Genomic DNA, 14,967 nt, shown 5'->3' with positions numbered 1-14,967 from the left:
AGGTCAGGTGGAACTGGTGGCGGACGCTTATCGGGGCCGATGCCTGCACAGATTCCACCTGATCTTGATACGTCAGTCGGTGGAGATGCGGGCGAAGGTTTGGAGGGGATCGGTGAGGACGTCGGCGAAGGCCAGTTCGGCGGCGCCGACCAGGGGTGCGTCGTCGGCGAGGGCGGAGGTGCGCAGGCGGACCCGTTCGCGCACCGCGAGCAGTCCGTTCACCGCGAGCCTGCTGCGGACCTGGGCGGCGGAGGCGAGGTAGACCTCGCGGAGCACGCCACCGAACACGACCATGGTCGGGTTGAAGATATTGACCAGATTGGCGACACCGTATCCGAGCCACTCCCCCACCTGGTGCAATGCGTCTCGGGCGGTAGCGTCACCGCGCGCGGCGGCATCCACGATCGCCTCCACCGCCGCACGCCCGGTGAGATCCGTCCGTCCGGCAGCCGCGATCAACGCGAGCTCGCCCGCCTCGGCCTCCAGGCAGCCATACGACCCGCATGTGCAGGCCCGTCCACCCGGATTGACGATCATGTGCCCGACCTCACCGCCATAGCCGCCCTCCCCACCGAGCAGCTTGCCGCCCATGATGATTCCGCCCCCGATACCGACCTCACCGTGCAGGTAGATCATGTCCGCGACACCGATGCCGACACCGCGCTCGCGTTCGGCGAGCGCACCGAGGTTGGCATTGTTACCGACCGAGACGCGCAACCCGAGACGCTCCGAAAGCCGCGCCCCGACCGGCACATCCACCCAGCCGATATTCGGTCCGTACCGAACGACACCGTCCTCTTCGCGCACCATCCCGCAGAACGCGACTCCCACACCCACACAGACGGTCTCGGGTCCGGACCCGCGAATCATGTTCTCCGCGATGGTCGCCAGCGCACCGATCACATCATTCGGATCGAATGTGCCACCGGGACGGCGCGTTTCCCGCCGATCGAGAATCACCCCGCCCAAACCGACCCGAGCCACCGCGAGCCGGTCCGCCCCGACATCCAGCGCCAACCCGTATACCCGCTCCGACTCGGGCCGCACCACCAGCGACGGTCGCCCCGCCTTCCCCGTCTGCCCCGGCAGCTCCTCGCTGACCAGACCGGCCGCGGCGAGGTCGGCGGTCAGCGCCAGGATGGTACTGCGATTGAGCCCCATCCGCTCGACGAGCGCCGCCCGCGATATAGGGCCGCTCGAGTGGACATGCCGCAGCAGCACGGCAAGGTTCTGCCGCCGGATCTCGTCCGGGGAAGGTGCAGCTCTCATTCGGGCGAACCTCGTCCCGGTCGCTGGCGACTGCTTGCAGGTCGCTCGAAATGGTCAGTCGGTCAACTTCCTGGCAACGCACGCTTGCGTGACAGCGCATCCACTCCCGCCGCCAACAGCAGCACGAATCCTGTCACAACGAATTTGGTGCCCGCGCTGTAGCCCATCAGGCCCATTCCGTTATTGATCACCGCGACCACCGCCGCTCCGAGCACCGCGTCGAGCATTCGACCGCGCCCGCCGAACAGACTCGTACCGCCGATCACCGCCGCTCCGACAGCGGTCAGCAACACATCGCTACCGCCGGTATTCGGGTCGACGGAATTGGCTCGCGATGCCGCGATCAGTCCGCCCACCGCGGCCATTGTGGAACACAGTACGAAGGCACTGATTCTGATCCGGTCGACCGGAATGCCCGCGCGCCGAGCCGCTTCGGCGCTACCGCCGACCGCGTAGATATGTCTGCCGAACGAGGTGCGGTTGAGCACGAACGTCCAGAGCAGGAGCAGCGCAACGATCAGCGGCACCACGATCGGCATGCCCTCCAGCGAGTTGATCGCCGGATTGCGGCTGCGTTCCTCATTGAGGATCAGCACCGCAGCACCCGCCACCACGGCCACCGCCGCGATCCGCAACGCGATCACCGGTGCGGTCTCGCCCGTAAGCCCACGTTTGGTGCGCGCCCGGAGTTTTCGGTATTGGATCACCGAGAATCCCGCCACCAGTACCACATACATGATCCAACCGAGCCAAGGCGGCACATTCTTATTGGCAATCGCGACGATCGTCTCATCGTGGATCGAGATATTGCGCCCGTTGTCCATGATCTTCAGCGCGACACCCTGCAAAGCCAGGAACGCGGCCAATGTCACTACGAACGAGGGGATTCCGATCTTCACCACGATCGTGCCGATGGTCAGGCCGATTGCGACGCCGGTCAGCAGTGAGACGAGAACCGCCGCGTACCAGGGCCATCCCTTATCGGTGAGCAATACCGCGAGTACCGCCGCACACACGCCACTGGCGAAGCCGGCCGACAGGTCTATCTCACCGAGCAGCAACACAAAGATCAGCCCCATGGCGATCACCGCGATGGCCGCGCCCTGGGTGAAGAGATTCGCGAAATTGCCCTGCGTCATGAAAACCGGCCGTGCGATCCAGAACACCACCGACAGCATTGCCAGCGCGATAATCGACGGCAGCGCACCCATATTCCCGCTGCGCACCCGCCCGACATACGAGTTGACCAGCTCATTCACCGGCGAGGACGTGGCCTCGAGCTTATCCGTAACCACGGCGCTCATACACTTGCTCCATTTCCGAGGCCGAGACTTCCACTGCGACCGGCGGTGATCAATTCGACGACCTGCGCGTGCGTCACGTCAGCAGTGCGCACCTGGGCCGCCATCCGGCCGAGATACAGCGCGGCAATCCGATCCGAAACCGCGAAGACGTCATTCATATTGTGCGAGATCAAAACCACCGCAAGGCCTTTGTCGGCAAGTCGGCGAACCAGTTCGAGCACCTGCTGGGTCTGCGCGACACCCAGCGCGGCCGTCGGCTCGTCCAGAATCACCACTTTGCTGTTCCACAGCACGGCTTTCGCGATCGCGACCGTTTGGCGCTGACCGCCGGACAAACTCGCCACCCGCTGTCGCACCGACTTCACCGTCCGAACCGATAGGCCCGCCAAGGTCTTTCCGGCCAGTTCCTCCATGCCGTATTCGTCGAGAACCAGCCCGTGCTTCTTTTCTCGACCAAGGAACATGTTCTGCACGATGTCGAGGTTGTCGCAGAGCGCGAGGTCCTGGTAAACGATCTCGATTCCGAGATCGGCGGCATCGCGCGGATTGTGCACATGCACCGGGTTGCCTTCGAACAGGAATTCCCCCGAATCGATCGGATGGGTGCCGCCGATACACTTGACCAGGGTGGACTTGCCCGCGCCGTTATCGCCGACCAGCGCCGTCACCTCACCCGAGTACGCGGAGAACGCGACCTCGTGCAATACATGGACAGGACCGAAACTCTTTTCTATCCCGCGTAATTCGATGACCGGTATCTCCGGCATGGGCGTAGCTCCTCGAGTTGGGGCGCCCCTTCCGCGGTCCCCTCATCGAATCGCGGAAGGGGCGGGATATCACGATCAGCGGACCCCATTATCCGCACAGAGCTTGGCGAAGTCGCCGGTGCACAGCTCGGCCTTGGTGACATAGCCGTCCGTGACAACGTCGTTCACGTTCTCCTTGAATATCGCCTTCGGTTCCAGCAGCACCGCAGGCACTTTCGCATTCGCCTCGGGATCATCGACGGTGCTGTTCGCCTCGCCCTTTTCACCCCGCGCGAGCGCGATCGCCAACTTCGCACCCGCATCGGCCTCCGTCTTGATGGCCTTGTAGACAGTCATGCACTGATCGCCCGCGAGCACGTTCTGCAAGCCATGGACCGTGGCATCCTGGCCGGTCACCGGGATCTGGCCGTTCAGCTTCTGCTTCTTCAGCACCGCGATCGCGGCATTGCCGAGCCCGTCGTTGGCAGCGACGACTCCGCCGAGATTCGGTGTACCGGTGAGCATTTGCTCGAAGATGGTGCCCGCTTTGGTGTTATCCCATTCCGGCACCGCCTGATCCGGCCCCTTCACATACTCACCCGCATCGAACTTCGGCTTCAGCACGCTGTCGTAACCGTTCTTGAACAGCGTCGCATTGTTGTCGGTGGGTCCGCCGTTGAGATAGGCGACGATCGGATTGACCGCCTTCTTATCGGTAAGACACTTGGCCAGCCCGTCTCCCATCAACTTGCCGACCTTCACATTGTCGAAGGAAACATAGAACGGCGCCCCACCGCCGAGAGTCAATCTGTCGTAATCGATTACGGTCACACCCTGCGATTTCGCCTTCTGGATCACAGCCTTGCCGGTCCCGCTGTCGAGGTTGGTGATCATCAGCACCGAGGCGCCATTGGTGATCATCTGATCTGCGATGGTCTGGAAAGCGTTCTTATCCCCCTGCGCGTTCTGGATATCCGCCTTGATCCCCGCCGCATCGAAGGCCGCTTGCAGATACTTCCGATCCGCCGTCTCCCACCGTGCCGATGTCTTGCTGTCCGGCAGGATCACACCGATCTTGGCACCTCCACCACCGGAGTCCTTGCTGTCGTCCCCGCAGGCAGTGAGCGAGGTGAGAAGCGCAACCGATACGGCCGCGATGCCGAGGATCCCCTTACGCATGAGGGCGAGCCTTTCGTCGAACCACCGCCCGACCAGGCCGGGCAGCGAATGTTGTTTGATGCAACATATTTCACCGTGACCCGAAGCACAGCCGTTTCGCAAAGATATTTGTTGTTCGCCATAACAATCCGGCCACGGCCGGTGAGCGCCGATCAACGACCCGGTCCTCGGAAGCCTGTGTCCGCATGGATAAGTCGATGCAAGTACGGACCATGTCCAGGGTCTGCGATGTGGTGCGTACCTTCATGGCACAGCCGATGTCGGCCAGGTCGGTCTCGAACCTGCTGGCCACGGAGTCCTTACTTCGGATGACCGAGGCCAGCCGAGCCATTGCCGTGCGCGGTAATCGCTTGGCGGGCTGGCCATTTGCAACCACTTCGCCGGACCAGTGGATCGCGATCGGAGTTCGGTCGGCTCTGAGTTCGGGGGCGAGGACGTAGGCAGCGGTGGGGACGCCAGCATCCAGCCGACATACCACGCTGCAGAATTCGCGCCCTTCAGGCGAATCCAAAATCACCCACGCGCCCCTCCCGCACGTTGTCGTGTTTCGTTCAGCCTCATGCTCGATCACCCACGACAGTGGCTGTTACCTGCGATTAACCGCCCTTGCCCGCGCCCAATTCGGCCGACATCGCCGCGCCGCCGTGTCCGCACCGGTCGCCGCGCGTGTCGACACCCCGTCTATCGGGATGGTTGAAACGAATACTTGGATAGGTTCGACAGACAAGTGGTTCGACTTCCGCACTATCGACATTGTTGAGGAGTTCGCATGCGACACATCGTGAAACAGGTTGTTGGGATGTTGGCGGTGGCGGGGTTGGCACCGGTGCTATTCGGCGCAACGGCGCAGGCCGATGACGGGGGTAAGGTGTACTTCTCGTCCGGGTCCATGAACTGCTCGATTGCGGGAGATGGGGCTGTCGGGTGCGATTTCACGAATCAGGTGCAGGTTCAGTACAAATTTTTGCCGTTTCTGTTTCCGGCACGGGACATCGTGATCGATCAGGCGTGGTTGCCTGCGCATCCGACGTTTGGGGTTGGGGCGCATACGTTGCCGGGTGGTAATCCGGATCTGGTGAATGTGAAGACGGGGGCTGGTACGTGGGGTGCGTTTATCGAGCACGCGGGGGCGCGGTGCGAGTCGGGGTTTCATGGCAGTTTCAGTTGCACGTCCAAGGGGCGGACCTGGAGTATTTATGGCGGGATCATTTCCGCTTCGTAGCGGCCGGAGCCTGGGGCGGTGACGTCCCAGGCTTGTCCGGTGCAATATCCTCGAGTAGTGGGGATAGCTGTCCGATAGCGAACTCCGATCGAACTCGGCATGGAGCATGACGAGTGGCGCGGCGCGGTTCACGAGGCGGGACTTCCCGGTGGGCAACAGGTTTGGGTCGTCAGCGGAGGCATCACGATTGTTGGGAATGCGCGGCTGAGTGTGAATAAGCAAGATGTCGGTATGTCCGCCGTCAAAGAGCGCCGCGAACGTGAACGCGCCCAACGCCATCAGCTGATCATCACAGCAGCCCGCGAACTCGCCGAAGCCGAAGGCTGGGAGGCGGTGACGACGCGAAGGCTCGCTGAGCGGGTCGAGTACAGCCAGCCCGTGCTCTACAGCCACTTCAGCGGCAAGGATGCCATCGTCCGCGCCGTCGCGATCGACGGGTTCGGCGAACTCACCGCCCACCTACGCCGGGCCCGGCTGGCCAACCCCGAGCCACGGCAGGCCCTGCACGCCGTCTGCTGCGCCTACCTGGAGTTCGCTACCGAGCGCCCCGCCCTCTACCAGGCGATGTTCGTCATGCCGACCGACGTGAAGTTCGCGCACGCCGAGACACCGCCCCCACTGCGCGCCGCCTTCGACGAGTTCGTCAGCTGCTTTCGCCCGGACAACGCGCGACGCGAACTGTTCGCCGAAGTCATCTGGAGCGCGTTGCACGGCATAGCCACCCTGTCGGCCAGCGGCCGCATTCCCCCGGACGGTCAGGACGAGCGGCTCGACTTCCTCATCACCCAGCTCGCCGACACCCCGAGCTGACCGGCCCAACGCCATAAAAGGGCCATTGGACGGCCAAGGATCAGAGCCGCGCCACTCGCCGATCGGTATGGCGCGTTGCGTGATGCCCGCGACCGCGATGGTGACCTACGCGGTCACTGGTCATCCCCCACCCTTGTGTCCGCACACGGCGCCACCAGCTACCTGCGCTGCATCTGCGGGCGGTGGCTGATCAGCGAGCACGGATCGGTGGTGGCACTGGCAGGGACCAGCACAATGGGCCTGGCCGATGCCCGCCACAACGGAACCAGCACTGATCAGACCGGCACATCTAGCCGCCGCCCCCGATGCGGGTAAAACTCCCGCAGCACAACGTCTTTGGTCATTCCCAACCGCCGCGCCACGGCGATGCCGGCGGGTGGCTCTACGGGTCATCTATGACACCACTGACAAGTGGATCTGGTCGACCTTCGGTTGGCGGCTAAGGCAATCCGCGCCGGAGGCGGCGTCCTCCCGTGGCCTTGTTGCGGTACATCGCGGTGTCGACGGCATGCATCATTTCGTCGATGTCGGCGGGGCGGTCCTCGGCGAAAACGGTTCCGATGCTGGCGCCCACGACCACCGGTCGTCCGGCCACCTGCATCGGGGTGGCCAGACCGGCGAGCAGGAGTGCCGATACTGTTTCCAATTGTTCTGTGCCCGTGCACTTTTCGACTAGCACGATGAACTCGTCGCCGCCGATTCGCGCAACCAACCCGCCGACGGATTCGACGGATTCACGAAGGCGCTGGGCGACGTCGCGCAGCACCCGGTCCCCTACCGTATGTCCCCACACATCGTTCACTTCCTTGAACCCATCGAGGTCCAGATAGCAAACACCAACCGGCGGAATAGCATTCGCCAGTCGATCGAAGAAGAGCACACGGTTGGGCAGGCCGGTGAGGCTGTCGTGATTGGCATCGTGCCACAGCCGATCAGCGAGTTGTTTTCGCTCGGTGACATCGACGGCGACGCCGATCAGGAAGCGGACCTGTCCACTGTTGTCGCGGACCGCGGACATGGACAGGTCGATGCTGGTGATGGTGCCGTCGCGTCGGAGATGGTCGGTTTCGAGGCGGAAGCGGTCGGTCCGACCGCTGAGTAGGTGCTCCAAATTGGCATAGGCGTCACTGATATTCGCGGGGCCGAGTAATTCGGCGACCGACCGGCCGGGCATCGTGGCCGCGGGTAGGCCGATCATATCGGCCATGGCCGCGTTCACCTCCAGCACCCGGCCGGTAACGTCGACCGTCCCGATACCAACCGACGCTCCCGCGAAGACCGCTTCGAACCTGGCCTCCGACAACTGCCTTCGCACCTCGGCCTCCTGCGCGGCCGAAAATGCCGCAGCGAGTATGGTTTCCTGCTCCCCTAACGCCGCGTTCCGCAGCGCTGAGGTAAAGCCAGCGGCGAACTCGGCAGCGACAACTATTGCACGCTCGCGAACTGCCACGTAATCGGATTCGGTTCCGGTGGGGCAGATTTCACGAACCATATCCCGGCAGATGACCAGAACCGAACGGCTGACGGCAATCTGGTCACGGTAGTTCGCCGCGACGAGCACGGCGGCGGCGTCCTGTGCGACCGCCACCTCCCGCCTCCCGCGCACCGCCGCGACGAGCACATCGACGAGTTCCGCTAGCAGAGTTTCGATTTGGCTTCGGGTGAGGACCGGAGCGACAGCGCCATCGAGCGCATCCGCCCATCGAACCGCTAGCTCACGGATCCCCACACGAACCCCCTGCCACCGCTCCGGTCAGACCTTCCGGCCGACGCCCGCCAGGCCGAGCGATCGGCCCGGCGTCTCGTGTAGGTCACGTTCGGATTCCGGCCGCCAGGCGGGTAGTTCGACAACGCCGGGTTCGACCGGCGCCCACCCTTCGAACATCGCGGAAATGGCGTCTTTCGAGCGGAAGTGGATGCCGACATGAGTCACGTCGGCCGCACGGCGGCCGAGCTTGCCCGCATCCTCGGGGCGTAGCTCCGATGTCAGGTGCGAGATCGCGACGTAACTCCCGGCGGGGATGGCCGCACGCACGACGGAAACCTTCTCGACCGGCTGGTCCTCGTCGGAGAGCAGGTGCAACACCGCCACCAGCAACAGGCCGACCGGTTGCGCGAAATCGATGAGGCCGGTCTCGCGGACTCGCGCGAGCAGCTCATCGGGCTTGCGCAGATCCGCCTCGACGGCCGCGGCCTTGTCGTTGGCCACCAGGATGGCGCGGGCGTGTGCGACGGCCACCGGATCGATATCGGCGTACAGCACGCGAATCTCCGGATCCAACGACTGTGCGATCTCATGCACATTGCCCGCGGTCGGAATGCCCGAACCGATGTCGAGGAACTGACGTACCCCTTGGTCGACCATGAAGCGAACGGCGCGGCGTAGGAAAGCCCGATTGCTCAGCGCCAGGCGAGGCAGGTCGGGCACCAGTTGCTTACCGACCTCGGCGGCCTTGCGATCGATCTCGAAGTTGTGTGAACCGCCCAGCAAGGCGTCGTACATCCGTGCCGGGCTCGCCTGTTGCATATCCACGTCTTCGGGTGCCCACGCCGGCCTGTCCATCGCATCCCCTCTGCCTCTGCCTCATCGGACCAACCCGTCCAGGTCCGCACCGCCGGATACCGCCTTGTTGATCACCGAGAGGTGTAGTCCGCATAGTAGTCGGGCCGATTGGTCCGAATGATCACGAATTCGCCACTGTTGGTCGGCACTTTCGCACGGCGATCCATATTCACACATGCGCATGAGTGCAATGTAAGCTACGCTGTCGAACGGCAGCATTCTGCAGCGGAAGGAGCGTTCGACTATGGGCGAGCAGTGCGTGTCGCCGAAGGGGTCGGCAGCGATGGTCGAAGAGGCTGAGCACACGGATCATGACCATGCGCATGACCACCATTCGGACAAGCACGGCCACAGCCACGACCACGGCGTCTCGGCGGATTCGAATCCGCGCTGGCTGGCCATCGCACTCGGCTTGATCGTCACGTTCATGCTGGCCGAGGTGGTCGTCGGCCTGCTGGCGCATTCACTCGCGCTGATCTCCGACGCCGCGCATATGCTCACCGATGCCGCCTCGATCGTGCTCGCGATGATCGCGATCCGGTTGGCTCGACGTCCGGCGCAGGGTCGGTACACCTACGGGTTCAAGAGAGTCGAGATCCTGTCGGCGCAGGCCAATGGGATTACCTTGCTGCTGCTCGCGGTGTGGTTCGTGTATGAGGGCATCAACAGGCTGATCAATCCGCCGGATGTCGAGGGGCCGCTGGTGTTGATCACGGCGTTGGTCGGGATCATGGTCAATATCGCCGCCGCGTGGAGCATCAGCCGCGCCAATCGGACCAGCCTGAATGTCGAGGGCGCGTTCCAGCACATCCTCAACGACCTCTATGCCTTCATCGGTACCGCCATTGCGGGCGCGGTGGTGTGGTTGGCCGGATTCGCCCGGGCCGATGCGATCGCGGCGCTGGTCGTCGCGGCATTGATGATCAAGGCGGGCTGGTCCCTGGTTCGGGAATCGGGGCGCATCTTCCTGGAGGCCGCGCCCGCCCACCTGAATCCCGACACCATCGGCGCGCGCATCGTCGCGATCCGACAGGTCACCGAGGTCCACGACCTGCACGTCTGGCAGATCACCTCTGGACAGCCGTCGCTGTCGGCGCATGTCCTCGTCGACGATGCGGCCGACTGCCATGCGATTCGATCGACGATCGAGACCGTGCTGCACGAAGAATTCGCAGTGGAACATACGACGTTGCAGGTGGACCACTCGTCGGACCTGGACGCCTCCACCGACGATGCGCACTGCGCGGCGGCGCACGGGCCGATACACCGGTCCTGATCGCACACCGCTGATTGACCTTCGGGTTACCTGAGACTCCATGATGAGCCGGTGGCGAGCGATGGGTTGATCACGATCGGCGGGCTGGCGCGGGCCTGCGGGCTTACGGCCAGTGCGCTGCGGTTTTACGACGATTTCGGGTTACTGGTTCCGGTTCGGGTGGATGCGGTGACCGGATATCGGTACTACAGCGAGGCGCAGGTCGATCGCGGGGCGATGATTCGGCGGCTGCGGGGAATCGGGGTGCCGCTGGAGGTCGTTTCGGAGATTTTGCACGGGGACGGGGCACAGGCGGGACGGTTGCTCGACGAGCATGTGGCGGAGCTTGCGCAGCGGGCTCGGGAGGCCGCTGCGGTTGCGCGGGTGATCAAGGAGGAGATCGGGGCGGGCGTGGTGCTGTCCGCGGCGGTGTTGGCGGCAGCCATCGATCAGGTGCGGTCGGCAGCGGCACTGAATCGCGAAATACCCGTGCTTACTGGGATTTTGGTGGAGTCGAGTGCTGATTCGGTGACGTTGACAGCCACGGATCGGTATCGACTGTCGACGCGGGCGATGGTGCCGGTGCGGCCGAGTGGCGGGGCGTGGTCGGTGGTTGTCGACGCGGGCGAGTTGGGCGGAATCGGTTCCTGGCTGCGGGAATTGGATGAGGTGAGCCTGCGTGCCGCCGCCGATGGACTTGTCTTGACCGGCGATCGCTCCGAGCGTCGATGCGGCACCATCGATGCGGCGTTTCCGGACTATCGGGCGATGTTGGCGGGGCTGGGGGCGGTTCGAACGCGGGTGGTAGTTGGGCGTGATGCGTTGCTCACTGTGCTCGAGAATGGCACTGCCGCGCAGGTTATCTTCTCCGTCGATGGGTCCGAATTTTTCGTGACCTGCGATCGACACATCGGGCACGGCTCACCACAGTCGCAGCCGACTGCGCACCTGCGTGTCCCGGCAGCCGTCACCGGACCTGATATCGAATTCGCCTTCTCTCCCAAAACATTACGGCCCGCATTGATGAGTGCGATCGGTCCGGAAATCATGCTCGATATCGCTGCGGCCGACACACCAGTAGTCGTTCGCTCAGCGACCGATGGTGACTTGACCATGCTCGTCATGCCCACTGCCATCACGAATTCGAAAGGGCACAGCGCATGAATGTCAGTGACACAACGCAATCGGCACAGGAGACGATGACCGCCATTACGCGGGCCGTCGAACTCGGGCGGACGGGATCCGCGCAGGCCGCGCGCGACACACTGCTCGAGATATGGGCGGCCCTCGGACCGCAGGGCGATCCACTGCATCGGTGCACACTGGCGCATTACCTCGCCGATCTATATGACGATCCGGCACAGGCGCTGTGCTGGGACGTTCGCGCGCTGGACGCAGCGGACGGCCTGACCGATGAGCGGCTACGACGACACGACCAGAATCTCGATGTGCGGGGTTTCTACCCGTCGCTGCATCTGAATCTGGCGGACAACTATCGGCGGCTCGGTTCATTCGATGCGGCGCAGCGCGAGATCGACGCAGCACAAGGGTATGTGGATGCGCTCGGCAATGACGGTTACGGCGCAATGATTCGCACCGCGATCGACGAAGTCGCCGCAGCGATTCGGACGCGGACGACCGCTCGACGAGCCTCGGCTCCACACGGACACGGGTAGCTCCACCGGACACGCAAATCCGATGCGTCAATATCGAACACGGCTTGGGCATCTCGAACAGCCGATAGGCACTGACGTAGACACCGACAGCGCGGGGTCGCGGAGTTCCGAGCAGCCAGCCGTAGCTCCAGCGGGCACCCAGCCACACCGCGTTTCGTTCTCGAAAGCTGTTCCGGCACTATCTTTCTGGCCGCTCCTCCTGATCAGGAACGGTGAGAGAGATACGCGCGATGCGGTTCGGTTCGGCGATGATGTCGATGGTGGTTATGCGATGGTCGGTGATGGTGAAGGCGAGGAGGCACTCCAGAACTCCGCTGGGTGCGACGACCAAGCCCATGTGGCCGTCGATGAGGGCGGGGCGGGTGTAGCGAGCCCGCGCGGAGAACATCAAGGCGTTGGCGGTGACGCGGCGGGCACCACGCATGCGGATCGGGTGTCCGCTCGGGGCGGCGACAGCGTCTGCGTGCAGTTCGACGTCCGGGTCGAGAACGGCTATCAGCGCATCGAAGTCACCGGCATGCGCGGCCCGCAGGAAGGCATCGACGACCACACGTTCATCGGCGACGCGGCGGGTCTCGGCGGCGGGTGCGCCTCGGACACGGCGGCGGGCGCGGGCGGCGAGTTGCGCGGCCGCGGCCGGGGTGCGGCCGATGATGGGCGCGAGTTCGGCGTACGGCAGATCGAAAAGGTCGTGCAAGACGAAAGTCAGCCGCTCTGCGGGGGTAAGGGTGCCGAGCACGACCAGCAGTGCGAGTCCGACCGAGTCGGCCATTACGGCCTCCTGTTCGGGATCCATGGTGTCCGCGGGGATAGCGGGCAGGTCGGTCGGTAGCGCGCCGACCGAATCTTCCCGGCGAGCTTTGCGGGCGCGCAGCATATCCAGGCAGATGTGGGCGACGACCACGGTCAGCCAATTGCGCAAGTTGCGCACGCCCGCGGTGTCGGCGCGGTCGAGCCGCAGCCATGCCTGTTGGACGGCGTCGTCGGCCTCGCTTGCCGACCCGAGCATGCGGTAGGCGATCGCGCCGAGGTGGGCACGGTGGTCTTCGAAGCGCTGCGCGAGCCACTGGTTCTCGTCGGTCATCGGTGATCTCCTTCCGCGTCATGTCGAGGTGTCGTGCCCCGTCATATCTATGACGGCCGAAACCGCGGTGACATGACACGCCCGCGGATCCACCTCGAACAGGAGGGCGAGCTGATGCACAAGACAACAGACCTGCTTCCGATGCAGGCAGCCATTGCGCCGATGCCGGATCGACGGCGCTGGCTCGCATTGGTGGTATTGCTGGTGGCCGGGTTCATGGACCTACTCGATGTGACGATCGTGAATGTGGCACTGCCGACGATCCAAAGCGATCTGAACGCACCCTACGCGGATCTGGAGTGGGTGGTGTCGGGTTATCTGCTCGGATTCGCGGCCATGCTGATCACCGGCGGCCGACTCGGCGACCTGCTCGGCCGCAAAACCATCCTGCTTGTCGGCCTCACCCTGTTCACGCTCGCATCGCTGGCATGCGGAATCGCCCCGGGCCCGCCGTGGCTGATCGCCGCACGAATAGCCCAGGGCGCGGCGGCCGGGCTGATGATCCCGCAGATCCTGGCGATCATGCACGTATCGTTCCCCGCCGCCGAACGCGGGAAGGTACTCGGTATCTGGGGTGGTGTGCTCGGCTCGGCTTCGGTGGCCGGATTGATCGTGGGCGGAATCCTGGTGCAGGCCAACCTTTTCGGCTGGGCGTGGCGGCCGATCTTCCTGGTCAACGTGCCCGTCGGGATACTGGCCATTCCCGCGGCCATGGTGCTGGTCCGGCAGTCCCGCTCGGCCACGGCGGATCGATTGGATCCGCTCGGTACTGTCCTCGCGATCGGCGCGGTGCTACTGCTGGCGTATCCGCTGACCGAGGGACGCGCGCTCGGCTGGCCGGTGTGGACCTTCGCGCTGATGGCCGCCGCCGGGCTGGTCCTTGCGGTATTCGTCGCCTACGAGCGGCGCCGGAGCGCGACGGTCGGATCGCCGCTGGTGGTGCTGAATCTGTTCCGGGAGCGCTCATTCAGTGCTGGTATGGCCTTATGGCTGTTGTTCTGGATCGCCCTCGGCGGCTATTTCCTGGTGTGGACGCTGTATCTGCAAGCGGGGCTGGGCTGGACCCCGCTGCGGGCCGGGCTCAGCGCATCGCCGTTCGCGATCGCCGCTGCCGCGGGGGCGGGAACCAGTGTGGAGGTGTTCGTGCCATGTTTCGGGCGGCGGGTGCTGTTCGCGGGCGCGATGATCAATGCCGCCGGATTCGGTCTGTACCTCTATCTGGCCGCGCACTACGGCCCCGCAATCACCTCCGCGCAGATGTTCGCACCGCTCGCGATCAGCGGATTCGGCTTCGGACTCTTCGTCGCCCCCACGGTCGACCTGATCCTGTCCGGCGTTCCCGGCCACGACGCCGGGTCCGCGTCCGGACAGTTGTCGACCATCCAACAGATCGGCATGGCACTCGGTGTCGCGCTGGCCGGGGTGTTCTTCTTCACCCAACTCGACAACACCTCCGCCCACGGCACCACCTCGGCCATCCCCGCCATCCAGCAGCAACTCACCAACCTGGACATCCCGGCCACCGCTCGAGACCGGATACTCACCCAGTTCCGTGCCTGCGTCCACGATCGCTCCGCCGCAACCGATCCCACCGCTGTACCGGCCAGCTGTCGGCCCGCACCCGGACAACCATTCTCCGAACCACTGCGGCAAGCGCTCACGAAGGCGGGACTAGAAGCCAACGCGCACAACATGTCTCGCAGTTTCGCGCAAACCCTGTGGTGGGCCATCGGCATTCTGATCGCCGTCGCGGCGGTGGCGCTCACGCTTCCGCATCGACCGTCCGGTGGTCCGACCGCCGAAACGAACAGGCCCGGTTCCCTTGCACCGGATGCCGTACCCTGAGACGCCCGCTACGG

14 protein-coding genes are annotated in these 14,967 nt (G+C 64.3%); 6 read left to right on the top strand and 8 right to left on the bottom strand.

The genetic code is table 11. The annotated features are described in order from the left end of the window. Positions 1-72: 72 nt before the first annotated feature. The 5 genes from AB0L63_RS26410 to AB0L63_RS26390 all read right to left on the bottom strand — a co-directional run bounded on the left by AB0L63_RS26410 (position 73) and on the right by AB0L63_RS26390 (position 5,069). On the bottom strand, positions 73-1,269 hold the full coding sequence (locus tag AB0L63_RS26410) for an ROK family protein (protein WP_364505751.1): 1,197 nt from the start codon (positions 1,267-1,269) through the stop codon (positions 73-75). Between the two features lie 62 nt (positions 1,270-1,331). After that, on the bottom strand, positions 1,332-2,573 hold the full coding sequence (locus AB0L63_RS26405; RefSeq protein WP_364505749.1) for an ABC transporter permease: 1,242 nt from the start codon (positions 2,571-2,573) through the stop codon (positions 1,332-1,334). Continuing rightward, a complete protein-coding gene (locus AB0L63_RS26400; RefSeq protein WP_364505747.1) occupies positions 2,570-3,340 on the bottom strand; it encodes an ATP-binding cassette domain-containing protein in 771 nt (256 codons plus the stop codon). The genes AB0L63_RS26405 and AB0L63_RS26400 overlap by 4 nt, the downstream gene beginning before the upstream one ends. A gap of 75 nt (positions 3,341-3,415) precedes the next feature. Beyond that, entirely contained in the window at positions 3,416-4,498 is a 1,083-nt protein-coding gene (locus AB0L63_RS26395; protein ID WP_364505745.1) for a substrate-binding domain-containing protein, read from the bottom strand. A 70-nt stretch (positions 4,499-4,568) separates the two neighbouring features. After that, entirely contained in the window at positions 4,569-5,069 is a 501-nt protein-coding gene (locus AB0L63_RS26390) for a hypothetical protein (RefSeq protein ID WP_364505743.1), read from the bottom strand. Between the two features lie 198 nt (positions 5,070-5,267). Between AB0L63_RS26390 and AB0L63_RS26385 the strand changes: the two genes are divergently transcribed. Continuing rightward, positions 5,268-5,720, top strand: coding sequence for a hypothetical protein (locus tag AB0L63_RS26385; RefSeq protein WP_364505741.1), 453 nt, complete (start codon positions 5,268-5,270; stop codon positions 5,718-5,720). 231 nt (positions 5,721-5,951) lie between these two features. Next, a complete protein-coding gene (locus tag AB0L63_RS26380; RefSeq protein ID WP_364505739.1) occupies positions 5,952-6,530 on the top strand; it encodes a TetR/AcrR family transcriptional regulator in 579 nt (192 codons plus the stop codon). A gap of 439 nt (positions 6,531-6,969) precedes the next feature. Here AB0L63_RS26380 and AB0L63_RS26375 read toward each other — a convergent pair whose 3' ends face one another. Next, positions 6,970-8,259: a diguanylate cyclase gene (locus AB0L63_RS26375; RefSeq protein ID WP_364505736.1), complete on the bottom strand. Its 1,290-nt coding sequence runs from the start codon at positions 8,257-8,259 to the stop codon at positions 6,970-6,972. Positions 8,260-8,283: 24 nt separating this feature from the next. Further along, positions 8,284-9,093, bottom strand: a complete 810-nt coding sequence (locus AB0L63_RS26370; RefSeq protein ID WP_364505734.1) for an SAM-dependent methyltransferase — start codon at positions 9,091-9,093, stop codon at positions 8,284-8,286. Positions 9,094-9,376: 283 nt separating this feature from the next. Between AB0L63_RS26370 and AB0L63_RS26365 the strand changes: the two genes are divergently transcribed. Genes AB0L63_RS26365 through AB0L63_RS26355 form a run of 3 tightly spaced genes read left to right on the top strand, consistent with a single transcriptional unit; the run spans position 9,377 to position 12,024 of the window. Beyond that, entirely contained in the window at positions 9,377-10,369 is a 993-nt protein-coding gene (locus tag AB0L63_RS26365) for a cation diffusion facilitator family transporter (RefSeq protein ID WP_364505732.1), read from the top strand. Positions 10,370-10,420: 51 nt separating this feature from the next. Further along, a complete protein-coding gene (locus AB0L63_RS26360; RefSeq protein ID WP_364505730.1) occupies positions 10,421-11,512 on the top strand; it encodes a MerR family transcriptional regulator in 1,092 nt (363 codons plus the stop codon). Continuing rightward, positions 11,509-12,024 (top strand): hypothetical protein, encoded by a 516-nt coding sequence (locus tag AB0L63_RS26355; protein WP_364505728.1) that lies wholly within the window; start codon positions 11,509-11,511, stop codon positions 12,022-12,024. Before AB0L63_RS26360 ends, AB0L63_RS26355 begins: the two co-directional genes overlap by 4 nt. Positions 12,025-12,202: 178 nt before the next feature. On the opposite strand, the gene AB0L63_RS26350 is transcribed toward AB0L63_RS26355, so the two are convergent. Beyond that, on the bottom strand, positions 12,203-13,108 hold the full coding sequence (locus tag AB0L63_RS26350; RefSeq protein ID WP_364505726.1) for a sigma-70 family RNA polymerase sigma factor: 906 nt from the start codon (positions 13,106-13,108) through the stop codon (positions 12,203-12,205). A 72-nt stretch (positions 13,109-13,180) separates the two neighbouring features. On the opposite strand from AB0L63_RS26350, the gene AB0L63_RS26345 reads away from it, so the two are divergent. After that, entirely contained in the window at positions 13,181-14,953 is a 1,773-nt protein-coding gene (locus tag AB0L63_RS26345; RefSeq protein ID WP_364505724.1) for an MFS transporter, read from the top strand. The last annotated feature ends 14 nt before the right edge of the window (positions 14,954-14,967 follow it).

This window comes from Nocardia sp. NPDC051990, from assembly GCF_040680755.1.
GTDB lineage: Bacteria > Actinomycetota > Actinomycetes > Mycobacteriales > Mycobacteriaceae > Nocardia.
Note: the sequence above shows the minus strand (reverse complement) of the source record. Positions and strands in the feature narration are given on the sequence as shown.